Genomic DNA, 22,362 nt, shown 5'->3' on the forward strand with positions numbered 1-22,362 from the left:
GTCTCTGAGGCGCGCTATTCTACAATCTTAAAAACCCCTGTCAACCCTTTAAATTGCTTTTAAGACAATGATTTGCGCTTGTTTCGGATTTCTTCTTGGGGAGAAGAAACCCGTGGGCTGACGTTGCTGCGGGGCGCACTTTACAAGCCTTTGCCTTACAGTTCAACGCCCTATCGAAAAAAAGACCCTGCTACGCGGCAATACGGTTGTAGGAGCAAGGGGCGCGCCTAGCCGTTGCTCGCGAAAAACCTAAACGATAACGCAGCAATGCTTGAGTAACGCGGCGCTCTCAGGTTCTTCGCGAGCCAGCTCGCTCCCACAATAACCCCGGCAGTTTCAGTGGAAAACGATTTCGTCGTTCTCAACCGTCGCTGTCACGCTGGTGCCTGGCATGAAGCTGCCCGACAGAATCAGCTGGGCCAGCGGGTTCTCGATCCAGCGCTGGATCGCACGCTTCAACGGCCGTGCGCCATACACCGGGTCGTAACCGACCGCGATCAGCTTGTCCAACGCCTCTCGGCTCAGCTCCAGGGACAACTCGCGTTCGGCCAGGCGGCTGCGCAGGCGTCCCAACTGAATCTCGGTAATGCCGGCGATCTGATCCCGCGCCAGAGGCTCGAAGATCACCACTTCATCGACCCGGTTGATGAATTCCGGGCGGAAGTGAGTGGTCAGCGCATCCATCACCGCCGCACGCTGGGCTTCACGATCCCCTACCAGTTCCTGGATCTGTACCGACCCCAGGTTGGAGGTCATCACGATCACCGTATTCCGGAAATCCACGGTGCGTCCGTGGCTGTCCGTCAGACGGCCATCTTCCAACACTTGCAGCAACACGTTGAACACATCCGGGTGAGCCTTCTCGACCTCATCCAGCAGAATGACCGAGTAAGGCTTGCGGCGTACCGCTTCGGTCAGATAACCGCCTTCTTCGTAACCCACATAGCCTGGCGGCGCCCCGATCAGGCGAGCCACGGAATGTTTCTCCATGAACTCGGACATATCGATACGCACCATGGCCTCTTCGGTATCGAAAAGGAACTCCGCCAATGCCTTGCACAGCTCGGTCTTACCCACACCGGTCGGGCCGAGGAACATGAACGAGCCGCTCGGACGGTTCGGGTCGGACAAGCCGGCCCTGGAACGCCGTACCGCGTTGGACACCGCCACCACGGCCTCTTCCTGGCCGATGACGCGCTGGTGCAACAGACTTTCCATCTTCAGCAGCTTGTCGCGCTCGCCCTCAAGCATTTTCGACACCGGAATGCCGGTCCACTTGGACACCACCTCGGCAATTTCTTCCTCGGTCACCTTGCTGCGCAGCAACTGGTTTTCGCTGTGACCGTGCTGGTCGACCATTTGCAGGCTGCGCTCCAGGTCCGGAATCACCCCGTACTGCAATTCGGCCATGCGGTTCAGGTCGCCTTTGCGGCGGGCGGCTTCCAGTTCCTGACGTGATTGCTCGATCTTCAGCTGGATCTGCGCGGAACCCTGTACTTCGGCTTTTTCCGAGGTCCAGATTTCCTCGAGGTCCGAATACTCACGCTCCAGACGGACGATTTCTTCCTTGAGTTTTTCCAGGCGTTTCTTGGCCGCGTCGTCGTCCTCTTTTTTCAGCGCCTGGGATTCGACTTTCAGTTGAATCAGGCGCCGCTCCAGGCGATCCAACACTTCCGGCTTGGAGTCGATCTCCATGCGGATGCGACTGGCCGCCTCGTCGATCAAGTCGATGGCCTTGTCCGGCAACTGACGGTCGGTGATATAGCGATGGCTCAGCTTGGCCGCCGCAATGATCGCGCCGTCGGTGATTGCCACCTTGTGGTGGACCTCATAGCGCTCTTTCAGGCCACGCAGGATCGCGATGGTGTCTTCTTCGCTGGGCTCTTCCACCAGGACTTTCTGGAAGCGCCGCTCCAACGCAGCATCTTTCTCGATGTACTGGCGATATTCGTTGAGCGTGGTAGCACCGACGCAGTGCAGCTCGCCGCGCGCCAGGGCGGGCTTGAGCATGTTGCCGGCATCCATGGAACCTTCGCCTTTACCGGCGCCGACCATGGTGTGCAGTTCGTCGATAAACAGAATGATCTGCCCTTCCTGCTTCGACAATTCATTCAGCAGGGATTTCAGGCGCTCTTCGAACTCGCCACGGAACTTCGCACCGGCGATCAACGCCCCCATGTCCAGGGAGAGCAGGCGCTTGCCCTTGAGGCCGTCCGGCACTTCACCATTAATGATGCGCTGGGCCAGGCCCTCGGCAATCGCGGTTTTACCCACGCCGGGCTCACCGATCAACACCGGGTTGTTTTTGGTACGGCGCTGCAGGACCTGAATGGTGCGCCGGATTTCATCGTCCCGGCCGATCACCGGGTCCAGCTTGCCGTCTTCGGCGCGCTTGGTCAGATCGACAGTGTATTTATCCAGGGCCTGACGGGACTCCTCATGATTGGGGTCGTTCACCGCCTCGCCGCCACGCAGATTGTTGATGGCGTTTTCCAGGGCTTTTTTGCTCACGCCTTGGCCCAGCAACAGCTTGCCGAGTTTGCTGTTGTCATCCATGGCGGCGAGCAACACCAGTTCACTGGAAATGAATTGGTCGCCCTTCTGCTGGGCCAGGCGGTCAGCCTGATTGAGCAGGCGCGCCAAATCCTGGGACATGTTCACGTCGCCCGTGGGATTCTGGATTTTCGGCAGTTGATCGAGCTCTTTGCTCAATTCCTTGCGCAGGCTGTTGACGTCGAAGCCCACCTGCATCAACAGGGGCTTGATAGAACCACCCTGCTGCTCGAGAAGCGCCTGCATCAAGTGCGCAGGCTCGATGGCCGGATGGTCGAGGCCAACCGCCAGTGATTGTGAGTCCGATAACGCCAATTGTAATTTGCTGGTTAAACGATCAATACGCATTAGTCACCTTCCTTTTGAGCAGGCCGGAGCTATGTAGGAGCGAGCGTGCTCGCGAGAAACACATCCTGAATGAAGAAACCTGCCAGATGCCCTTATAGATGGGGTGGATTCTGGAAGAATCAAGCGAGCGATGCTTGATATGGATCAGCAGAGTCTAGCGTTCGAGCCAGATAAGGGAGGCAAATCGACCGGTGCGAGGACTGCGACGGTAAGAAAAGAAGCGCGGGTCGTTCACGGTGCAGAAACCGCCACCGTAGACCGCCGTTATTCCATGAGCAGCCAGGCGCAGACGCGCCAACTGATAGATGTCGGCCATGAACTTGCCCGGGGCCTGGCTGGGGGCGAAGGCTTGCGAGGTTTGCGGATGCCGCCGCATAAAGGCTTCACGCACTTCCGGGCCAACTTCGAAGGCCTGCGGACCGATGGCAGGGCCCAGCCAGACCAGCACTTGGTCAGGCTCAACCTGCAGAGAGTCGACCGTCGCCTCCAACACACCCGCCGCCAACCCCCGCCAACCGGCATGGGCGGCGGCGACGCGGGTACCGTCTCGCGTGCAAAACAAGGCCGGCAAGCAGTCCGCGGTCATCGCCGTGCACGCGATGCCCGGGGCGCTGGTCCAACTGCCGTCGGCTTCGGCAATCCGGCCAGGATCGGCTTCGACCACGTTGACACCATGAACCTGGCGCAGCCAGGCCGGCTGGATATTGAACGCGTCGGTGAGACGGCGACGATTCTCAAGGACGGCCTCAAGGCGGTCCTCGACATGGTCGCCAAGATTGAGGCTGTCGAACGGCGCCAGACTGACGCCGCCCGCACGCGTGGTGACACAGGCTTTCACCCCGATAGGCGCAGGCCAGTCAGGAATCAGCCAGTCACTCACCCGACAAACGCCTCGCGATCCTGCTTGAGCAGCGACAACAACCAGACAAAATCGTCCGGCAGTGGCGATTCCCAGCTCATTCGCTTACCGCTCGTCGGATGATCCAGTTCCAGGAAGCGTGCATGCAAGGCCTGGCGCGGGAATGTCTTGAGCGATTCAACCATGGTCTGACTGGCCGCTGGCGGAATGCGGAAGCGGCCGCCATAGGCCGGGTCGCCGACCAACGGAAAGTTGATGTGCGCCATATGCACCCGAATCTGGTGGGTCCGGCCGGTTTCCAGCTTGACCCGCACATGGGTGTGGGAGCGGAAACGCTCCAGCACGCGGTAATGACTGACAGCCTGTTTGCCGCCCTCCATCACCGCCATGCGCTGGCGCTGCTGGCCGTGGCGACCGATGGGCGCATTGATCTTGCCACCGGCCACGACCACACCGATCACGATGCATTCGTAGATCCGGCTGACGCTGCGGCTTTGCAGTTGTGTTACCAGCTGCGTCTGCGCCTGAATGGTCTTGGCCACCACCATCAGACCGGTGGTGTCCTTGTCCAGGCGGTGGACAATGCCGCAGCGCGGGACATTGATGATGTCCGGCACATGGTGCAACAGGGCATTGAGCAAAGTGCCATCAGCGTGCCCGGCCGCCGGGTGAACCACCAGGCCCGCGGGTTTGTTGATGACCAGGATGTCGTCGTCTTCATAGACGATATCCAGCTCGATGTCCTGGGCAATCCATTCTCCCTGGGCTTCCTGCTCGGCAGTCAGCTCCAGGATCGCACCGCCATGGACTATGTCTCGCGGGCGGATAACCGCTCCATCCACAGTCAGGCGGCCGTCTTTGATCCAGGCGGAAAGGCGCGAGCGCGAGTGCTCAGCGAATAATTGTGCGGCGACTTGATCGAGGCGTTGGCCGCCCAATTCGGACGGCACCTCTGCGCGAAGTTCAATTTTATCGGACATGCTCAGACTAGGCGTGGCACAGCCTTTGGTTTCGGCTGCGCGCTTGTGGTTAAATACGGCGTCTTTTGCCCCGAGGCTTTCAACGGGGCACTCATCATAACAGGACGGCCCCGCCCAAGACAGCGGCCGTCATAGGGACGCAAGCCGCCATGCAAGTGAAACACCTGCTGCTGATCGCCATCCTCGCCATGACTGCTGCTTGCTCGTCAACCAAGGACGTCGTTGACGAAAACCTCAGCGAAGTCGAGCTGTACCAGCAAGCTCAGACCGATCTGGACAATAATAGCTACACCAGCGCTACCGCCAAGCTCAAGGCGCTGGAGTCGCGTTACCCGTTTGGCCGCTATGCCGACCAGGCCCAGCTCGAGCTGATCTACGCCAACTACAAGAATGCCGAGCCGGAAGCTGCCAAGTCCGCCGCCGAGCGTTTTATCCGTCTGCACCCGCAGCACCCGAACGTGGATTACGCCTACTACCTCAAGGGCCTGACCTCGTTTGACCAGGACGTCGGCCTGCTGGCGCGCTTCCTGCCGCTGGACATGACCAAGCGTGACCCCGGTGCCGCTCGCGACTCCTATAACGAGTTCGCCCAGCTGACCAGCCGCTTCCCCAACAGCCGCTACGCTCCAGACGCCAAGCAGCGCATGATCTACCTGCGCAACCTGCTGGCGTCCTACGAAATCCATGTGGCGCATTACTACCTGAGCCGTCAGGCCTATGTAGCAGCCGCCAACCGTGGCCGCTACGTAGTGGAAAACTTCCAGGAAACCCCGTCGGTGGGCGACGGCCTGGCCGTGATGACCGAGGCCTATCAGCGCCTGCATCTGGACCAACTGGCGGCCACCAGCCTGGAAACCTTGAAACTCAACTACCCGGATCATCCGAGCCTGCAGGACGGCCAGTTCGTCCCACAGGTTGCCGAAGCGGACAACCGCTCGTGGTTGAGCAAATACACCCTGGGCCTGATCGAATCCCGTCCACCGCTGCCACCGGGCGAAACCCGTGCCAACCAGGACGTGATCAAGCAGTACCAGGATGCCAAGGACGCCATTCCTGCGGAATTGAAACCCCAGGATGAAAACGGCGACGTGATTGAAGAGCAGGAACCCGAAGCGCTCGGCAACAATGAAGACCGCTCGTGGTTCAGCTACATGACGTTTGGCGTCTTTGACTGAGACCGCTCGGCAACATCAAAAAGGAGCCCGCGAGGCTCCTTTTTCATGCCGCGACTGTATGGCCCTGTGCGGCGACGGCGTCCTTGGCTAAACTGGCGCATTCCCTGTCGAGAAGCTACCTCCCATGGTTCGTCTACTGTTCTGGATTGCCCTGATTGCCGCCGCGATATGGCTGTGGCGCCGGCTCAAGCGTCCTGCCTCCACGCAACAACGGCCCAACGAGCAAAGCGCGGCGCCGATGGTGCGCTGCTCGCACTGCGGCGTGCACCTGCCCCAGGATCGGGCGCTGAGCCAGCGTCAAGAGTGGTATTGCACCCAAGCGCACCTGGAACAAGGCCCCAGATCCATCGAGCGTTGAAATCAACTGCCGGAGCGAGTACAGCCGCTCCGGGCCTGATGGATGCCGCCGGTTAAATCCGTCCGGCCGGCGCATAAGGTGCGGGATCAATGATTGGCTGGCGCCCGAGCAGCAGATCCGCAAATAACTCGCAGGACGCCGGCGCCAGTACCAATCCATTGCGGTAATGCCCGCAGTTGAGCCATAACCCTTCAAAGCCAGGCACCTCGCCGATGTAAGGAATACCTTGCGGCGATCCAGGCCGTAATCCCGCCCAATGCCCCACGACCTCGGCATCAACCAGGGCCGGAATCAACTCTACAGCCGACACTTTCAGGCTTTCCAGGGCATTTTCGGTCGGCGTCTTGTCGAAGCCTGCATGCTCCAGCGTGCTGCCAATCAGAATATGCCCATCGCGGCGCGGAATGGCATAACGCCCCTTTGCCAGAACCATGCGCGAAAGAAAATCCGGCGCACACTTGTACAAGATCATCTGCCCCTTGACCGGCTCCACCGGCAACACGAGGCCAAGGCTGTTCAGCAGTTCCCCACTCCAGGCGCCAGCCGCAAGGACCACATGCTCGCCGCGTATCTCGCCAGAGGCGGTATTGACCCCGACAATCCTCTCACCCTCGCGAATGAACCCTTCTACCGCGCACTGCTCATGAATCGTCACACCGGGCAAGGCCAGCAACGCAGCCTTGAGGGATTTGACCAACCGTGGGTTTCGTACGTTAGCCACATCCGCCATGTAAATGGCCCGGGAAAATCCAGGGCCCAGTACCGGGACGGCATCACGGGCTGCTGAAACATCCACCGGACTCAACGGCCGGCCTTCGCGAACAGCCCAGGCGAGCGCCTCGGCCTCATCCTCCAGATCCAGCCAGTACAACCCCGTGGTATGCACCTCCGGATCGACGCCCGTGGCCGCGAAGAGACGCTCGGCCAACTGTGGATAAAAATCCTGTGACCAATGCGCCAACGCAGTGACTGCCGGGCTGTAGCGCCACGGGTACAACGGCGAAACAATCCCGCCACCCGCCCAGGACGACTCTTGCCCCAGCGCCGAACGGTCAAGCAAAGCCACCGCCTGTCCCTGGGTCGCCAGATTGAATGCCGTCAACAACCCGATAACACCGCCACCGACAATCACTGTTTGCTGCTTAGTCATTATTTGATCCAGCCAATAAAAAGAAAGTGCGCTGCAGCCCCCTTCGTAGCTCCAATGCCTTCATCGCCCCCAACACTCTTGGCGGGTTACGCCAGGTTCCGCACCCGGATTGGTTCGCGCTCCGCTACTGGTCAAGCTGAAGTCACCACATCGGTCACCCGCCATTGCGCTGGTGAACGGCGTAGCGATCAAGCTGAAGTCCTGCGCATTCAACATCACCGTGATTCTATAGCGATCGTTACCAGCGCTGACGCCCGTTGCATCAATAAAAGAGCCATTTCTCAGGTAATGCCGCTCCAGACGCTGTGCTTGTTCGGTAAGTAACCCGACGATTTCCGTGCGATACACCTTTTTCATGTGGGCGATGTAGCCGGGATAGGCCACTCCAGACAAGGTGGCGATGATCGCCAGCGCAATCAATAACTCGATCAGGCTAAATCCGTTGCGGATACTGTTCATTGCGCAGCCCACCTAGTGAAGTTGTCGCCACAAGACTCGTCGGAATCGCTCACCCCTCGCATCCCCGGGGAGTACCCGGGCATAGACCGTCTCCAGCACCGTGCGCGAGTGGCCGCTGACCCCTACAGCGGTGACCCGATACAGAGTCGCCGGGGTCTCTGGCGGCAAATGCGCCTGCCCCACTCCGCGCCCCAGGTTCTGAATGCCGTAGACCCCTTGCTTCATACCGACCCAACTGACCGCCGAGACCGGATCGACACCCGGAACGCCGACCGAAATCGATTCGCGAGGTGGCGCACAGCTGACCTCGGTCAGGCAGGGAGGCAGCTCAAACCCTGGCGCCTGTATGGCGGACTCGCCAAAGCGGAGCCCGCTTTCCGCGGCCTGAAAGGACTGGTTGCGGTGCCTGAGACTGCCAGCGAGTTTTTCCTGCACAGTGGCGCCTTGCATCGAAGACATGCCAATCAGCGTCAACAACAGCAAAAGCACCAGGCTGATCAGCAAGACCATGCCTTTCTGCCCTGCTGCCGCGCGCCCGCTATTCAAGACGATTACGCAGGGCGGCTACCATGCCGTACGTCTGGTCTCGGACATGGCCGCCTGGATCCTCGAGGGTCAGCACCACTCGAACACTACGGATCAGGGACGGGTCATCGGGCTGGCTATCGTACCGCGCCACCACACCGGACTCCGGCGCAGCTGCGACCCCGAAACTGAGTTCAAACGTGCGCACGTTATCCACCAGCACGACCTTGGCCGGAAACGCGGGAGTACTGAGCTTCAATTGACCCGACTCAAAGGTGTAGGTCAGCTTACGAATGGGAAAACTGATCTGCCCTGCTTCCGGCTTGGGTGATCCCGCATAGGCTCGGGCACTTTCGACGCAATTGGACAGCACCGTCCAGTCAGGCTTGCTGCCCTGGACGCCAACATCCGCGGTGACCAGCGTCAGGCTGGTTGAGCCGCCCTCGGCGAACCAGCCGACGGGCCGGGAGAAATCCACCGGCGCATCGCTGATGGATGGGAGCGCCATGCAACCGAACATGCCTGCCAGGCGAATTTCCCGGATCATCTTGCTCAGGATAAATCGCGCATCATCCTGCAGGAACGCCGATGCATGCTGGCTGGCATAAATACTCCGGGCTGCAAGTGACACCTGGATAGCCGCCAATATCACGAGCAGCCCCAAGGCCAGCGTCAATAGCAACTCAACCAGCCCAAAACCCGAATTCGCACGGCTCATTGCGCCGGTCTCGGGTCGACGGCAATACGGCTGGCAAGCACGAAGGTTTCTCGGGCCTCGCCGACGCTGGCCCCCCGGGCGTCATCCCAACTGATGCGGATGCTGACCTCTCGCTGACTGACGGCAATCGAGCCTTTGGCGGTTTTTCCCGCAAAACCGCTGACATTCGCTTCAAAGTCGTGCAAATCCACATCCCGCACACTCGCCGTCGACGCAAGGGCGGGGGCAACGCCGTGATTTTCCCACGCGTAGTCCGCGCCAGCGTTGGCGCGAATCCGGTCGAGCATGTCATAGGCGATAAAACTCGCCTGACTGATCATTCGGGAACTGTCGGTGTACTTGAGCGCATTCAGCTGGACCGCGGCCGCTCCCAGCAAGCCGACGCCGAGGACCAATACCGAAACCAACACTTCAATCAAACTCATACCTGCCTGCCCGGGGGCGACAGATACAGCACAAGAGCTTACCGGGCACGCATTCATTACCATCGTCATCCATGTCGAAGGTCATCAAATAAGCAGGAGTGGCCCCGCTCACCCAAGACTAGCGTTGCTCAGCCAGCCGCGCAGCCCCACGGAATAACGCGAAATACTTTGGCCAGGAAGGCCATCATTCAACACGCTGACTTCGACGCTATAACTGTGACTGTCATCTGACCGCCCGTCTTTTTCAGGTTTGGCCAACACCAGGTGACAGAACGTCCACGGAGGGACGACGCATGAGGCAACGAGGTTTTACCTTGATCGAACTGCTGTTCGCTTTGGTATTGAGCGGTTTCCTGGCTCAGTTGGCGGTACCCGGCTTCAAGAGTCTGCTGGAATCACAACGACAGCAGAGCGCCGCGCAAACACTGGCTGGCGGCCTGCGCTACGCGCGTACGGAGGCAATTGCGCGCAATCGAAGCGTGATTATCCACGCGCTGGACGATGACTGGAGCCTGGGCTGGAAAGTGATAGTGGACTTGAATGGGCGCGGTCACCTGGACGATGCCAACCCGATATTGCTGGAGCGTCAGGACAGCGGACGCATACCGATTGTGGGCAATACACCGGTGCGGACCCAGATTCGCTTCAGCGCCCTGGGTGAACCGCTATTATCGACAGGCGGTTTCAGGGCCGGCACCGTGCATGTCTGTGCAACCGAGCAGCCGTTGAGTCTGTACCAGGTGGTGCTGGCGCCCAGCGGGCGTATCAGCCTGCGCAGTGACAAGACCGAGCAGGCGTTATGCCGGAGTTATGTGGGTGGCCTGAACCTCAGAGCAGCGAACGAACCCGCAGCTCCTTGGGCATGGAAAAGGTGATGTTTTCCTCGCGCCCCGCCAGCTCATCGGCGCCTGTTGCGCCCCATGCCTGCAGTTGCTGGATCACACCACGCACCAGGACTTCCGGAGCCGAAGCCCCGGCGGTGATACCGATACGCTGGATGCCATCGAACCAACCGCGCTGCAAATCTTCGGCGCCATCGATCAGGTACGCCGGGGTGCCCATGCGCTCGGCCAGTTCCCGCAGACGGTTGGAGTTGGAACTGTTGGGACTGCCCACCACCAGCACCACGTCGCACTCATCGGCGAGTTGCTTGACGGCATCCTGGCGATTTTGTGTGGCGTAGCAGATATCGTCCTTGCGCGGCCCGCCAATGGCAGGGAAACGCGAACGCAGGGCATCGATGACGCGACTGGTGTCATCCATGGATAACGTGGTTTGCGTCACGAACGCCAACCTTTCAGGGTTTTCCACCTGCAACGCGGCGACGTCTTTTTCGTCCTCTACCAGGTAAATCGCACCACCATTGCCGGCATCGTACTGCCCCATGGTGCCTTCGACTTCCGGATGGCCGGCATGGCCGATCAGGATGCATTCACGGCCGTCGCGACTGTAGCGCGCGACCTCGATATGCACCTTGGTCACCAGCGGGCAAGTGGCGTCGAAGACTTTGAGGCCACGGCCTGCAGCCTCGGTACGCACAGCCTGGGAAACCCCGTGGGCACTGAAGATGACAATCACGTCATCCGGGACCTGATCCAGCTCTTCGACAAAGATCGCACCACGCGCGCGCAGGTCTTCGACCACGAATTTGTTGTGGACCACTTCATGACGCACATAGATGGGCGGTCCGAAAACTTCCAGGGCACGGTTGACGATTTCGATCGCCCGGTCCACGCCCGCGCAGAAGCCACGGGGGTTGGCGAGTTTGATTTGCATACTGTGCCTCGTGTCTTGCGCGCGAAAATTCAATGCGCCCCCGTTGCTGTAGGAGCGAGCTTGCTCGCGAAAAACGTTAACGATAACGCGTTTATCCAGATTAAACGCGGCGTCCTCAGGTTTTTCGCGAGCAAGCTCGCTCCTACAGGGGGCAGGTCAATCAGATTGCTTTAACGTCGATGATTTCAACATCAAAGGTCAAGGTTTTACCGGCCAACGGATGGTTGAAGTCGACGGTCACCTGAGCGTCATCAAACGTTTTGACCACGCCCGGCAACTCGGTATTCGCCGCATCATTGAAGATCACCAGCAGGCCTTCCGACAAGTCCATGTCCTGGAACTGCGAGCGCGGGATGATCTGTACGTTCTGCGGGTTGGGCTGGCCAAAAGCGTTTTCCGGCAGGATCTGCAGGGTGCGTTTGTCGCCGGCCTTGAAACCGAACAGTGCCGCTTCAAACCCCGGCAGCAGGTTGCCGTCGCCGACCTTGAAGGTCGCCGGCGCCTTATCGAACGTGCTGTCGACCGTGTCGCCATTCTCCAGGCGCAATGCGAAATGCAAAGTGACTTCCGTGTTCTGACCGATGCGTTGCTCGGCCAATACCTGTTCAGTCATGAACGGTCTCTCCGGTTTTTTTGCTTTTGAACATATCCAGCGCCAGCATGATCGCACCGACAGTGATCGCACTGTCGGCAAAGTTGAACGCCGGGAAGTACCAACGGTTTTGCCAATGCACCAGGATGAAGTCGATCACATGGCCCAGGGCAATGCGGTCGTACAGGTTACCCAGCGCACCGCCGAGCACCAACGCCAGCGCAACCGCAAGCCAGGTGTCATCACGCCCCAGGCGCTTGAGCCACACCACCAGCACCGCACTGACAACGATGGCGATCAGGGCGAACAGCCAGCGCTGCCAACCGCCGCCATCAGCGAGGAAGCTGAAAGCGGCGCCGGTGTTGTAGGCCAGGGTCCAGCTGAAGTAGTCGGGAATGACCACGATCTGCTGGAACATTTCCAGGCTGCCCTCGAAGTGAGCCTTGCTGACCTGGTCGATGACCAGCACCAGCAGGCTCAGCACGAGCCAGCCCAAACGCCCGAAACGACCGGCTGAATCAGTCCCGGATGGATTAGGCATAGTGACGGACCTCGCCGGCGCCGCTGATGTTGTCGACGCAACGACCGCAGATTTCCGGGTGCTCCGGGTTCACCCCGACGTCTTCACGGCAGTGCCAGCAACGGGCGCACTTGGCGAAGGCCGATTTGACCACTTTGAGCTTGAGACCCGGCACCTCGGTCGCCACCGCATCGGCCGGAGCCTGGGCGAATGGCGCCAGGCTGGCGGTCGAGGTGATCAGCACGAAGCGCAGTTCGTTGCTCAGCTTGCCCAGATCAGCAGTCAGGCCGTCCTCGGCGAACAGCGTGACTTCGGCCTGCAGGTTGCCGCCCACGGCCTTGGCCGCACGCTGGACTTCCAGTTCCTTGTTCACCGCGACCTTGACCGCCATCACGCCTTCCCAGTACTCGCGGCCCAGTTCGAAGTCGGCCGGCAATTCGCTCAGGCCTTCGTACCAGGTGTTGAGCATCACGGACTCGTTGCGCTCGCCCGGCAGGTACTCCCACAGCTCATCGGCGGTGAACGCCAGGATCGGCGCGATCCAGCGCACCAGCGCTTCGGAGATGTGATACAGCGCGGTCTGCGCCGAACGGCGAGCCTTGCTGTTGGCGCCGGTGGTGTACTGGCGGTCCTTGATGATGTCGAGGTAGAAACCACCCAACTCCTGCACGCAGAAATTGTGGATTTTCGAGTACACGTTCCAGAAGCGGTATTCGCCGTAATGCTCCTGCAACTCGCGTTGCAGCAACAAGGTGCGGTCCACCGCCCAACGGTCCAGGGCGAGCATGTCCTCGGCCGGCAGGAGATCGGTGGCCGGATTGAAACCGGTCAGGTTCGACAGCATGAAACGTGCGGTATTGCGGATACGCCGGTAGGCATCGGCGCTGCGCTGCAGGATCTGCTCCGAAACTGCCATCTCACCCGAGTAGTCGGTGGAAGCCACCCACAAGCGCATGATATCGGCGCCCAGGGTGTCGTTGACCTTTTGCGGGGCGATCACGTTGCCCAGCGACTTGGACATCTTGCGACCGTTCTCGTCGACTGTGAAACCGTGGGTCAGCAACTCGCGGTACGGTGCGTGATCGTCGATCGCGCAACCGGTCAGCAAGGACGAGTGGAACCAACCACGGTGCTGGTCAGAGCCTTCCAGGTACAGGTCCGCACGCGGACCGCTCTCGTGGCCCATCGGGTGCGAACCGCGCAGGACGTGCCAGTGCGTGGTGCCCGAGTCGAACCAGACGTCGAGGGTGTCGCTGATCTTGTCGTATTGCGGCGCTTCATCGCCCAGCAGTTCGGCGGCGTCCAGCTTGAACCAGGCTTCGATGCCTTCCTGTTCGACGCGCTGGGCCACCACTTCCATCAGCTCGACGGTACGTGGGTGCAGCTCGCCGCTTTCCTTGTTCAGGAAGAACGGGATCGGCACGCCCCAGTTGCGCTGGCGGGAGATGCACCAGTCCGGACGATTGGCGATCATCGAGTGCAGGCGTGCCTGGCCCCAGGCCGGGACGAACTGGGTGTCTTCGATGGCTTTGATCGCGCGCTTGCGCAAGGTCTCGCCGGCGACCGGCTCCTTGTCCATGCCGATGAACCACTGCGCCGTCGCGCGGTAGATCAGCGGGGTCTTGTGGCGCCAGCAGTGCATGTAGCTGTGGCTGATGGTTTCGGTGTGCAGCAGCGCACCGACTTCCGACAGTTTTTCAACGATTGCCGGGTTGGCCTTGAAGATGAACTGGCCACCGAAGAACTCCAGCGACGGCGAGTAGACGCCATTGCTTTGCACGGGGTTGATAATGTCGTCGTTGACCAGGCCGTATTGCTTGCAGATCACAAAGTCGTCCACGCCATACGCGGGCGAGCAGTGAACCACGCCGGTGCCGGCGCCCAGCTCGACGTAGTCAGCCAGGTAGATCGGCGACAGACGGTCATAGAACGGGTGACGGAAATTGATCAGTTCCAGCGCCGCACCCGTGGTCGTGGCAATCACCGCGCCCTGCAGGTTGTAGCGGGTCAGGCAGGCTTCGACCAGTTCTTCGGCCAGCACCAGCAGGCGATCACCGACATCCACCAGGGCGTAGGTGAACTCGGGGTGCACGTTCAACGCCTGGTTGGCGGGAATGGTCCACGGGGTGGTGGTCCAGATCACGATGGCGGCAGGCTTGGACAGGCTCGCCAGGCCAAAGGCTGCGGCCAGCTTGGCGTCGTCGGCAATCGGGAACGCCACGTCGATGGTCGAGGACTTTTTATCTTCGTACTCGACTTCCGCTTCAGCCAGCGCCGAACCGCAGTCAAAGCACCAGTTCACGGGCTTGAGGCCCTTGAACACGAAACCGCCCTTGACGATTTCGGCCAAGGCGCGAATTTCACCGGCCTCGTTCTTGAAGTTCATGGTCTTGTAGGGATTGGCCCAGTCACCCAATACACCCAGGCGGATGAATTCGGACTTCTGCCCTTCGATCTGCTCGGAGGCGTAGGCACGGCACAGTTCGCGAGTCTTGTCGGCGCCCAGGTTCTTGCCGTGGGTCACTTCGACTTTGTGTTCGATGGGCAGGCCGTGGCAGTCCCAACCCGGGACATACGGCGCGTCGAAACCCGCCAGGGTTTTCGAGCGGATGATCATGTCCTTGAGAATCTTGTTCAGCGCATGACCGATGTGAATCGTGCCGTTGGCATAAGGAGGGCCGTCGTGCAGGACGAATTTCGGACGATCCTTGCCAATTTCGCGCAACTTTCCGTACAGGCCAATACTGTCCCAGCGCTGCAGGATCTGCGGTTCGCGCTGTGGCAGGCCGGCCTTCATTGGGAAGGCGGTGTCCGGAAGGTTTAGCGTGGCTTTATAGTCGGTCATTTAAGGCTCTTCGTTAGCGATGGGCGCTAGGTGCGGCTAGTGCACGGGCGGCGGCGACATCCGCATTGATCGCCGTTTTCAGCGCCTCCAGGGAGGCGAAACGCTGCTCTTCACGCAGCTTTTGGTGGAAAACCACGGTCAAACGCCGGTCATACAAATCCCCGGCAAAATCCAAAAGGTGAACTTCCAGGTGGGCCTTGCCATCACCTGCAACCGTAGGCCTGACGCCTATGTTGGCGACTCCCGGCCACACTTGGCCGTCGATGTCGACACTCACCAGATACACCCCGGTCAGCGGCACACGACGGCGCTTGAGTTGCACGTTGGCGGTCGGCGTGCCCAGTTGGCGCGCCAGCTTCTGACCGTGCAAGACCCGTCCGGCAATCCGGAACGGACGACCGAGCAAGCGCTCGGCCAAATCAAAGTCGGCAGCGGCCAGGGCATTCCGCACCTGGGTACTGCTCACGCGCAGGCCGTCCAGTTCAACGGTTTGCGCGGCTTCGACGGTAAAACCCTGGGCGCTGCCGGCATGTTGCAGGAAATCGAAATCCCCGACCCGGTCGCAACCAAAGCGGAAATCGTCACCGACCTCCAGATGCTGCACCCCCAAGCCATCAACGAGGATACGATCAACGAACTCGGCGGCGCTGAGGCTGCGCAAACGCTGGTTGAAGGCCAGGCACAGAACGCGGTCCACGCCCTCCTCGGCCAGCAGTTGCAACTTGTCCCGCAGGCGCGCCAAACGTGCCGGCGCCGTCTCGGGGGTGAAAAATTCGCGGGGCTGTGGCTCAAAAATCACCACGCAGCTGGGCACACCCAACTCGACCGCGCGCTCGCGCAGCCGGGCCAGGATAGCCTGGTGGCCACGGTGAACACCGTCAAAGTTGCCAATAGTGGCGACGCAGCCCCGATGCTCGGGGCGCAGGTTGTGAAGACCTCGAACCAGCTGCATAACGCGCTTCTTGCTCATAAAGTGGTCGATTATAACCACACCCGGCCCCGGACGACAGGCAACAGCGCAGGGCAAATGGGTTGAATCGAGAAAACAGGCGGCTAATTGCCGCTTGTCATCAATTCAGCGCCTTGCGATTGAAGTCCCGCAGACGGAAACCCATCAAGAGCAGCATGCCAAAGTACACCACGACACCGGCCACCACCAACAGCCCCAAACGCGCGAAACGCTCCAGCATATGGCCTTGGTCCCAGGCGGGCATCAGTTGCATCAGCCCCAGCAATACCGCCGACATCACCGCCACGGCCACCAGCAATTTAAGGGCAAACATCCCCCATCCTGGCTGCGGCTGAAACATTTGCTGTTTGCGCAACTGATAAAACAGCAGGCCCGCGTTGATACATGCGCCGACACTAATGGCCAGGGCCAGGCCGGCATGCGCCAGCGGCCCGATGAAGATCAGGTTGAACACCTGCGTGACCACCAGGGTGAAGATCGCAATCTTTACCGGAGTCCGAATGTTTTGCTGGGCATAGAAGCCCGGCGCCAGGACCTTGATCACGATAATCCCCAGCAGCCCCACCGAATAGGCGATCAACGCACGCTGGGTCATTGAGGCGTCGAACGCGCTGAACTGGCCGTACTGGAACAAGGATACCGTCAGCGGCTCGGCCAGAATCCCCAGGGCCAGGGAGCACGGCAGCACCAGCACAAAGCACAGGCGCAGGCCCCAGTCGAGAATCCGCGAATATTCATGCCGGTCCTGGTTGGAGTAAGTCCGCGCCAGGGTCGGCAGCAAGATAGTGCCCAGGGCCACGCCCAGCACACCGGATGGCAACTCCATCAGGCGGTCGGCGTAATACATCCACGACACCGAGCCTGAAACCAGTAATGAGGCAAAGGCGGTGTTGATGATCAACGAGATCTGGCTGACCGAAACCCCGAGAATCGCCGGCAACATATTTTTCATCACACGCCAGACCCCGGTGTCCTTGAGGTTCAGGCGCGGCAACACCAGCATGCCGATCTTTTTCAGGTGCGGCAGTTGATACAGCAGTTGCGCCAGGCCACCCGCCAGGACAGCCCAGCCCAGCGCCATGACCGGTGGATCGAAGTATGGCGTCAGGAACAAGGCAAAGATGATCATGCTGACGTTGAGCAGGGTCGGCACGAACGCGGGCACCGAGAAACGATTCCAGGTATTGAGGATCGCCCCCGCCAGCGACGACAGGGAAATCAGCAATATATAAGGAAAGGTCACCCGCAACAGATCAGTGGTCAGGGCGAATTTTTCCGGCGTATTGGCAAACCCTGGAGCCGTGGCCCAGATAATCCAGGGTGCGGCAAGCATGCCGGCGATGGTCACCAGCATCAGCACCAGGGTCAGCAGGCCCGACACATAGGCAATAAAGGTGCGGGTTGCCTCCTCGCCCTGCTGGGTCTTGTATTCCGCGAGGATCGGCACGAACGCCTGGGAAAAAGCGCCCTCGGCGAAGATCCGCCGCAACAGGTTGGGCAGCTTGAAGGCAATAAAGAAGGCGTCCGTGGCCATGCTCGCGCCAAAAATACGCGCGATTAGGGTGTCACGCACAAACCCCAGAACCCGGGAAATCATCGTGATAGAGCTGACGGCGGCCAACGACTTGAGCAGATTCATTGAAAGAGTTTTTGCCTATAGATAAAGAGAGGCGAACAAAGCGCCTACATATGCGATACTGCGCGCCTGCAAAACAGCACAGAGCCAAAGCTCGCGAGTTTACAGGTCAAGCGCCGGAAATAAATCACCCGCCTCTTCAGATCGACCACTCAGCAGTTCGCATCAGCCGCCCTTGACAAGACTTCAACTCATCGGCATGATTCGCGGCCTATTTTGTTTGCTATTTCCTAAAAAGTCTTTCGAGGAGCTCGACGGTGGCCAACACACCTTCCGCCAAAAAACGTGCAAAACAGGCTGAGAAGCGTCGCAGCCACAACGCCAGCCTGCGTTCCATGGTTCGTACCTACATCAAGAATGTAGTTAAAGCCATTGACGCAAAAGACGCTGAAAAAGCTCAAGCTGCTTACGTTCTGGCCGTGCCAGTTATCGACCGCATGGCCGATAAAGGCATCATCCACAAGAACAAGGCTGCTCGCCATAAAGGTCGCCTGAATGGCCACATCAAGGCTCTGAACCTTGCTGCTGCAGCCTAAGCGATAAGCGTGTTAAAAAACCGACCCCAGGGTCGGTTTTTTATTGCCCGGGATTTAACAAACACCCCAAAACAAATGTGGGAGCGGGCTTGCTCGCGATGGCGGTGTACCAGTCGACATCTCAATTGACTGAGCCACCGCCATCGCGAGCAAGCCCGCTCCCACATACGGCGAACCGAGTACTTATTGCGCAGTCGGCCACGGCAGGATCGGAATTGCCGTCACCGCATTCTGCGGACTGCCTTCGATCAGGCGATCGCTGTAGACCAGGTACACCAGGGTATTGCGCTTCTTATCAAGGAAACGCACCACCTGCATGGTCTTGAACACCAGCGACGTGCGCTCCTTGAACACCTCGTCGCCATCCTTCAATTCGCCCTTGAAGCGAATCGGCCCCACCTGACGACAGGCAATCGACGCCTCGGCGCGATCCTCCGCCAAGCCCAGACCGCCCTTCACCCCGCCAGTCTTGGCACGCGACAAATAGCAGGTCACGCCGTCGACCTTGGGATCATCAAACGCCTCGACGACGATCCGGTCATTCGGCCCGACAAACTTGAACACGGTAGACACCTGACCCACCTCTTCGGCCGAGGCCAACAACGGCATTGCCAGCAGCAACCCGAACAACCCCTTCATTACGCGCATCAAGTCTTCCTTCCCCTTACACCAGAATCAGGTTGTCGCGATGAACCAGTTCAGGTTCCGCCATATAACCCAACAGACCGACAATCGATTCAGACGACTGCCCAATGATTTTCTGCGCCTCAAGCGCACTGTAGTTGGCCAGGCCACGGGCGATCTCACGACCGTCCGGCGCCACGCACACCACCATCTCGCCTCGCCGGAAACTGCCCTGGACCAGTTTGACCCCCACCGGCAGCAGGCTCTTGTTGCCCTGGGACAGCGCCGCGACCGCGCCCGCATCCAGCACCAAGGTGCCACGGGTTTGCAGATGCCCGGCCAGCCACTGCTTGCGCGCCGCCAGCATGCCGCGCTCCGGGGACAACAGCGTGCCGATGCGCTCACCCGCCTTGAGGCGATCCAGCACACGCTCCAGGCGCCCGCCAACGATGATGGTGTGCGCACCGGAACGCGCAGCCAGGCGCGCCGCACGCAGCTTGGTCTGCATGCCACCTCGCCCCAGGGCACCACCGACACTGCCCGCCACCGCATCGAGCGTCGGATCATCGGCGCGCGCTTCGTAAATCAACTGGGCGTCGGGATTGTTGCGCGGATCGGCATCGAACATGCCATCGCGATCCGTAAGGATCACCAGCAGATCAGCCTCCACCAGGTTGGCCACCAGCGCCGCCAGGGTATCGTTGTCGCCGAAACGGATTTCGTCGGTCACCACCGTGTCGTTCTCGTTGATCACCGGGATCACCTTGAGGTCGACCAGTGCGCGCAGGGTGCTGCGGGCATTGAGATAGCGCTTGCGGTCGGACAGGTCATCATGCGTCAGCAGAATCTGCGCCGTATGCCGGCCATGTTCGGCGAAACTGGACTCCCAGGCCTGCACCAGGCCCATCTGACCAATCGCCGCCGCCGCCTGCAGCTCGTGCATCGCGCTGGGTCGCGCGGTCCAGCCGAGGCGGCTCATCCCGGCGGCAACCGCCCCGGACGACACCAGCACCAACTCGACACCCGCCTCATGCAAGGCCACCATCTGCTCCACCCAGACGCTCATGGCCGCTCGATCCAGCCCCTTGCCATCCGCCGTCAGCAGCGCACTGCCGATCTTCACGACCCAGCGTTGCGCACCCGTCACCTTGCTCCGCATCATCTTCAACCTTAGATTGAGGCCAGCGCGACCCAGCGCTGCCCATAACGTTATTCGTGACTACCGATTTCCAGATACCAAAACGCCGCTCGATTGAGCGGCGCTTAAGTTTACTGCAACGAATCAGTCGCGCACGTAAATGATTTCCGGACCGTCTTCATCATCCACATCATCTTCGTCCCAGTCGTCGTCGCCGATATCATGGACCGACTTCACGCCGCTGCGGCGCAGGGCACGCTGGTCATCCAGAGCCTGCAACTGAGCACGCGCCTCGTCTTCGATGCGCTGATCGAGCTCGGCGAGTTCGGCCTTGAACACCGGATCGGCGGCCAAACGGTCGGCACGGTCTTCCAGGTAACGCATGATGTCGCGGGTCAGGCGCTCGGTACCTTCCTTGGCGATCGCCGAGATCACGTAGACCGGCCCCGTCCACTCCAGGCGATCAACGATTTCCTTGACCTGCTCTTCGTGCTCTTCTTCAAGAATCTGATCGCACTTGTTCAGCACCAGCCAGCGATCACGCTCGGCCAGGGACGGACTGAACTTGGTCAGCTCGCTGACGATCACTTCGGCGGCATCCGCAGCGCTGGTGTCATCCAGCGGCGCCATGTCGACGAGATGCAGCAACAAGCGCGTACGGGACAAGTGCTTGAGGAAGCGAATCCCCAGGCCGGCACCGTCGGAAGCCCCTTCGATCAAGCCCGGGATGTCGGCCACGACGAAGCTCTTCCAGCGATCGACGCTGACCACACCCAGGTTTGGCACCAGCGTCGTGAACGGATAGTCGGCCACTTTTGGCTTGGCCGCCGATACCGAGCGGATGAAGGTACTTTTGCCAGCATTCGGCAAACCCAGCAGGCCGACATCAGCCAGTACTTTCATTTCCAGCTTGAGGTCACGCTGCTCGCCCGGCTTGCCCGGCGTCGTCTGGCGCGGCGCACGGTTGGTGCTGGACTTGAATCGGGTGTTGCCCAGACCGTGCCAGCCGCCCTGCACCACCATCAACTTCTGCCCGGCCTTGGTCAGGTCGCCGATCACTTCCTGGGTCGCGGAGTCGATCACCGTGGTGCCGACCGGCACACGCAGGATCAGGTCCTCACCTTTTTTGCCGGTGCAATCGGTGCTGCCACCGTTAGAGCCACGCTCGGCATCAAAGTGACGGGTGTAACGGTAGTCCACCAGGGTGTTGAGATTTTCGTCGGCCATCATGTAGATGGAACCGCCATCACCCCCATCACCACCGTTAGGACCACCGTTTTCGATGAACTTCTCGCGACGGAAACTCATGCAACCGTTACCGCCGTCACCAGCTTTTACTCGGATCGAAACTTCATCAACGAACTTCATAACAAAACGCCTCTCGCCGCATGGACGAGCTTAAAAAACCAAGACATAAGACTCTTGCAAAAATGAGCGCAGCGACCTCAAGCAACGACCGCAAATCCCGCTGCCTTCGCCCATCACAAACAGCTTTGCAAGAGACTCACCCCACAAACGAAAAAGCCCCGTCGCAAGACAGGGCTTTTCCAGCGATCTCGCAATTAAGCTGCGACAACGCTCACGTAACGGCGGTTGAACGCGCCCTTTACTTCAAACTTGATCACGCCTTCGATTTTCGCGAAGAGGGTGTGATCCTTACCCATGCCAACACCGTAACCGGCGTGGAATTGGGTGCCGCGCTGACGCACGATGATGTTGCCCGGAATGATTTTCTGGCCGCCATACATCTTCACGCCAAGGCGTTTGGCTTCTGAGTCGCGACCGTTACGGGTACTACCACCAGCTTTTTTGTGTGCCATGAGTCAATTCTCCTAGTGAGGAATTAGGCTGAAATTAAGCCTGAATACCGGTGATTTTGATCTCGGTGTACCACTGGCGGTGGCCCATACGCTTCATGTGGTGCTTACGACGACGGAACTTGATGATACGGACTTTATCGTGACGACCTTGGGAGATCACTTCAGCCACAACGGTAGCGCCAGCAACAACTGGAGCGCCGATGTTCACGTCATCGCCATTGGCGACCAACAGAACGCGATCAAAAGTAACGGATTCGCCGGTAGCGATTTCCAGTTTTTCGATCTTCAGGTATTCACCTGGGGCGACCTTGTATTGCTTGCCACCAGTAACGATTACTGCGTACGACATGGTATT

At 59.8% G+C, this 22,362-nt stretch carries 23 protein-coding genes; 4 read left to right on the forward strand and 19 right to left on the reverse strand.

Annotation, left to right across the window (positions count from 1 at the left end):
• Positions 1 to 336: 336 nt before the first annotated feature.
• The 3 genes from clpB to rluD all read right to left on the reverse strand — a co-directional run bounded on the left by clpB (position 337) and on the right by rluD (position 4,740).
• A complete protein-coding gene (gene clpB, locus AC6CIA_RS03455) occupies positions 337 to 2,901 on the reverse strand; it encodes an ATP-dependent chaperone ClpB (protein ID WP_498310624.1) in 2,565 nt (854 codons plus the stop codon).
• Between the two features lie 154 nt (positions 2,902 to 3,055).
• Positions 3,056 to 3,781 (reverse strand): peptidoglycan editing factor PgeF, encoded by a 726-nt coding sequence (gene pgeF, locus AC6CIA_RS03460; RefSeq protein WP_498310625.1) that lies wholly within the window; start codon positions 3,779 to 3,781, stop codon positions 3,056 to 3,058.
• Positions 3,778 to 4,740 carry a 23S rRNA pseudouridine(1911/1915/1917) synthase RluD gene (gene rluD / locus AC6CIA_RS03465; protein ID WP_084376385.1) on the reverse strand — a complete coding sequence of 321 codons (963 nt, stop codon included), beginning with the start codon at positions 4,738 to 4,740 and terminating at the stop codon, positions 3,778 to 3,780. The genes pgeF and rluD overlap by 4 nt, the downstream gene beginning before the upstream one ends.
• Positions 4,741 to 4,889: 149 nt before the next feature.
• Between rluD and AC6CIA_RS03470 the strand changes: the two genes are divergently transcribed.
• Positions 4,890 to 5,915, forward strand: coding sequence for an outer membrane protein assembly factor BamD (locus AC6CIA_RS03470; protein WP_339528984.1), 1,026 nt, complete (start codon positions 4,890 to 4,892; stop codon positions 5,913 to 5,915).
• 124 nt (positions 5,916 to 6,039) lie between these two features.
• Complete coding sequence (locus tag AC6CIA_RS03475; RefSeq protein ID WP_339528985.1) at positions 6,040 to 6,273, forward strand: PP0621 family protein; 234 nt, start codon at positions 6,040 to 6,042, stop codon at positions 6,271 to 6,273.
• A 52-nt stretch (positions 6,274 to 6,325) separates the two neighbouring features.
• Here AC6CIA_RS03475 and thiO read toward each other — a convergent pair whose 3' ends face one another.
• The 5 genes from thiO to pilV are packed head-to-tail and all read right to left on the reverse strand — an operon-like array spanning position 6,326 to position 9,607.
• Positions 6,326 to 7,423: a glycine oxidase ThiO gene (thiO, locus tag AC6CIA_RS03480; RefSeq protein WP_498310627.1), complete on the reverse strand. Its 1,098-nt coding sequence runs from the start codon at positions 7,421 to 7,423 to the stop codon at positions 6,326 to 6,328.
• Between the two features lie 60 nt (positions 7,424 to 7,483).
• Positions 7,484 to 7,882, reverse strand: coding sequence for a type IV pilin protein (locus tag AC6CIA_RS03485; protein ID WP_498310628.1), 399 nt, complete (start codon positions 7,880 to 7,882; stop codon positions 7,484 to 7,486).
• Between the two features lie 12 nt (positions 7,883 to 7,894).
• The gene (locus AC6CIA_RS03490) at positions 7,895 to 8,392 is read right to left on the reverse strand and encodes a pilus assembly PilX family protein (RefSeq protein ID WP_498310629.1); all 498 of its coding nucleotides are present in this window, start codon (positions 8,390 to 8,392) and stop codon (positions 7,895 to 7,897) included.
• Positions 8,393 to 8,420: 28 nt separating this feature from the next.
• Positions 8,421 to 9,125, reverse strand: a complete 705-nt coding sequence (locus AC6CIA_RS03495) for a PilW family protein (protein WP_498310630.1) — start codon at positions 9,123 to 9,125, stop codon at positions 8,421 to 8,423.
• On the reverse strand, positions 9,122 to 9,607 hold the full coding sequence (pilV, locus tag AC6CIA_RS03500; RefSeq protein ID WP_498310631.1) for a type IV pilus modification protein PilV: 486 nt from the start codon (positions 9,605 to 9,607) through the stop codon (positions 9,122 to 9,124). The genes AC6CIA_RS03495 and pilV overlap by 4 nt, the downstream gene beginning before the upstream one ends.
• 236 nt (positions 9,608 to 9,843) lie before the next feature.
• On the opposite strand from pilV, the gene AC6CIA_RS03505 reads away from it, so the two are divergent.
• A complete protein-coding gene (locus AC6CIA_RS03505; protein WP_498310632.1) occupies positions 9,844 to 10,425 on the forward strand; it encodes a GspH/FimT family pseudopilin in 582 nt (193 codons plus the stop codon).
• Here the strand turns inward: AC6CIA_RS03505 and ispH are convergent.
• From ispH to murJ, 6 genes are all read right to left on the reverse strand, one after another.
• Positions 10,379 to 11,326, reverse strand: a complete 948-nt coding sequence (ispH, locus tag AC6CIA_RS03510; RefSeq protein ID WP_339528991.1) for a 4-hydroxy-3-methylbut-2-enyl diphosphate reductase — start codon at positions 11,324 to 11,326, stop codon at positions 10,379 to 10,381. The genes AC6CIA_RS03505 and ispH overlap by 47 nt on opposite strands.
• Before the next feature lie 160 nt (positions 11,327 to 11,486).
• Positions 11,487 to 11,924, reverse strand: a complete 438-nt coding sequence (gene fkpB / locus AC6CIA_RS03515) for an FKBP-type peptidyl-prolyl cis-trans isomerase (RefSeq protein WP_172832089.1) — start codon at positions 11,922 to 11,924, stop codon at positions 11,487 to 11,489.
• A 7-nt stretch (positions 11,925 to 11,931) separates the two neighbouring features.
• Positions 11,932 to 12,459 carry a signal peptidase II gene (gene lspA / locus AC6CIA_RS03520; RefSeq protein WP_339528992.1) on the reverse strand — a complete coding sequence of 176 codons (528 nt, stop codon included), beginning with the start codon at positions 12,457 to 12,459 and terminating at the stop codon, positions 11,932 to 11,934.
• A complete protein-coding gene (ileS, locus tag AC6CIA_RS03525) occupies positions 12,452 to 15,283 on the reverse strand; it encodes an isoleucine--tRNA ligase (protein ID WP_498310635.1) in 2,832 nt (943 codons plus the stop codon). Before ileS ends, lspA begins: the two co-directional genes overlap by 8 nt.
• A 13-nt stretch (positions 15,284 to 15,296) precedes the next feature.
• On the reverse strand, positions 15,297 to 16,235 hold the full coding sequence (ribF, locus tag AC6CIA_RS03530) for a bifunctional riboflavin kinase/FAD synthetase (protein WP_498310637.1): 939 nt from the start codon (positions 16,233 to 16,235) through the stop codon (positions 15,297 to 15,299).
• Between the two features lie 118 nt (positions 16,236 to 16,353).
• Positions 16,354 to 17,892 (reverse strand): murein biosynthesis integral membrane protein MurJ, encoded by a 1,539-nt coding sequence (murJ, locus tag AC6CIA_RS03535; RefSeq protein WP_498310638.1) that lies wholly within the window; start codon positions 17,890 to 17,892, stop codon positions 16,354 to 16,356.
• 254 nt (positions 17,893 to 18,146) lie between these two features.
• On the opposite strand from murJ, the gene rpsT reads away from it, so the two are divergent.
• A complete protein-coding gene (gene rpsT, locus AC6CIA_RS03540) occupies positions 18,147 to 18,425 on the forward strand; it encodes a 30S ribosomal protein S20 (protein ID WP_003215870.1) in 279 nt (92 codons plus the stop codon).
• 183 nt (positions 18,426 to 18,608) lie between these two features.
• Here the strand turns inward: rpsT and AC6CIA_RS03545 are convergent, their stop codons facing one another.
• The 5 genes from AC6CIA_RS03545 to rplU all read right to left on the reverse strand — a co-directional run bounded on the left by AC6CIA_RS03545 (position 18,609) and on the right by rplU (position 22,356).
• Positions 18,609 to 19,073 (reverse strand): CreA family protein, encoded by a 465-nt coding sequence (locus AC6CIA_RS03545; RefSeq protein ID WP_084376400.1) that lies wholly within the window; start codon positions 19,071 to 19,073, stop codon positions 18,609 to 18,611.
• Positions 19,074 to 19,089: 16 nt separating this feature from the next.
• Entirely contained in the window at positions 19,090 to 20,208 is a 1,119-nt protein-coding gene (proB, locus tag AC6CIA_RS03550) for a glutamate 5-kinase (protein ID WP_084376401.1), read from the reverse strand.
• Between the two features lie 123 nt (positions 20,209 to 20,331).
• A complete protein-coding gene (gene cgtA / locus AC6CIA_RS03555) occupies positions 20,332 to 21,555 on the reverse strand; it encodes an Obg family GTPase CgtA (protein WP_498310640.1) in 1,224 nt (407 codons plus the stop codon).
• 194 nt (positions 21,556 to 21,749) lie between these two features.
• Complete coding sequence (gene rpmA / locus AC6CIA_RS03560; protein ID WP_003176049.1) at positions 21,750 to 22,007, reverse strand: 50S ribosomal protein L27; 258 nt, start codon at positions 22,005 to 22,007, stop codon at positions 21,750 to 21,752.
• 34 nt (positions 22,008 to 22,041) lie between these two features.
• Positions 22,042 to 22,356, reverse strand: a complete 315-nt coding sequence (gene rplU, locus AC6CIA_RS03565) for a 50S ribosomal protein L21 (RefSeq protein WP_003176051.1) — start codon at positions 22,354 to 22,356, stop codon at positions 22,042 to 22,044.
• Positions 22,357 to 22,362: the final 6 nt, after the last annotated feature.

It is taken from the genome of Pseudomonas sp. GQ91 (assembly GCF_059758795.1).

Coding starts and splice junctions, on each gene's coding strand:
- clpB (WP_498310624.1), bottom strand. CDS start 2,901: ATGCGTATTGATCGTTTAACCAGCAAATTACAATTGGCGTTATCGGAC.
- rluD (WP_084376385.1), bottom strand. CDS start 4,740: ATGTCCGATAAAATTGAACTTCGCGCAGAGGTGCCGTCCGAATTGGGC.
- AC6CIA_RS03470 (WP_339528984.1), top strand. CDS start 4,890: ATGCAAGTGAAACACCTGCTGCTGATCGCCATCCTCGCCATGACTGCT.
- AC6CIA_RS03475 (WP_339528985.1), top strand. CDS start 6,040: ATGGTTCGTCTACTGTTCTGGATTGCCCTGATTGCCGCCGCGATATGG.
- thiO (WP_498310627.1), bottom strand. CDS start 7,423: ATGACTAAGCAGCAAACAGTGATTGTCGGTGGCGGTGTTATCGGGTTG.
- AC6CIA_RS03485 (WP_498310628.1), bottom strand. CDS start 7,882: ATGAACAGTATCCGCAACGGATTTAGCCTGATCGAGTTATTGATTGCG.
- AC6CIA_RS03490 (WP_498310629.1), bottom strand. CDS start 8,392: ATGGTCTTGCTGATCAGCCTGGTGCTTTTGCTGTTGTTGACGCTGATT.
- AC6CIA_RS03495 (WP_498310630.1), bottom strand. CDS start 9,125: ATGAGCCGTGCGAATTCGGGTTTTGGGCTGGTTGAGTTGCTATTGACG.
- pilV (WP_498310631.1), bottom strand. CDS start 9,607: ATGAATGCGTGCCCGGTAAGCTCTTGTGCTGTATCTGTCGCCCCCGGG.
- AC6CIA_RS03505 (WP_498310632.1), top strand. CDS start 9,844: ATGAGGCAACGAGGTTTTACCTTGATCGAACTGCTGTTCGCTTTGGTA.
- ispH (WP_339528991.1), bottom strand. CDS start 11,326: ATGCAAATCAAACTCGCCAACCCCCGTGGCTTCTGCGCGGGCGTGGAC.
- lspA (WP_339528992.1), bottom strand. CDS start 12,459: ATGCCTAATCCATCCGGGACTGATTCAGCCGGTCGTTTCGGGCGTTTG.
- ileS (WP_498310635.1), bottom strand. CDS start 15,283: ATGACCGACTATAAAGCCACGCTAAACCTTCCGGACACCGCCTTCCCA.
- ribF (WP_498310637.1), bottom strand. CDS start 16,235: ATGCAGCTGGTTCGAGGTCTTCACAACCTGCGCCCCGAGCATCGGGGC.
- murJ (WP_498310638.1), bottom strand. CDS start 17,892: ATGAATCTGCTCAAGTCGTTGGCCGCCGTCAGCTCTATCACGATGATT.
- AC6CIA_RS03545 (WP_084376400.1), bottom strand. CDS start 19,073: ATGCGCGTAATGAAGGGGTTGTTCGGGTTGCTGCTGGCAATGCCGTTG.
- proB (WP_084376401.1), bottom strand. CDS start 20,208: ATGCGGAGCAAGGTGACGGGTGCGCAACGCTGGGTCGTGAAGATCGGC.
- cgtA (WP_498310640.1), bottom strand. CDS start 21,555: ATGAAGTTCGTTGATGAAGTTTCGATCCGAGTAAAAGCTGGTGACGGC.
- rpmA (WP_003176049.1), bottom strand. CDS start 22,007: ATGGCACACAAAAAAGCTGGTGGTAGTACCCGTAACGGTCGCGACTCA.
- rplU (WP_003176051.1), bottom strand. CDS start 22,356: ATGTCGTACGCAGTAATCGTTACTGGTGGCAAGCAATACAAGGTCGCC.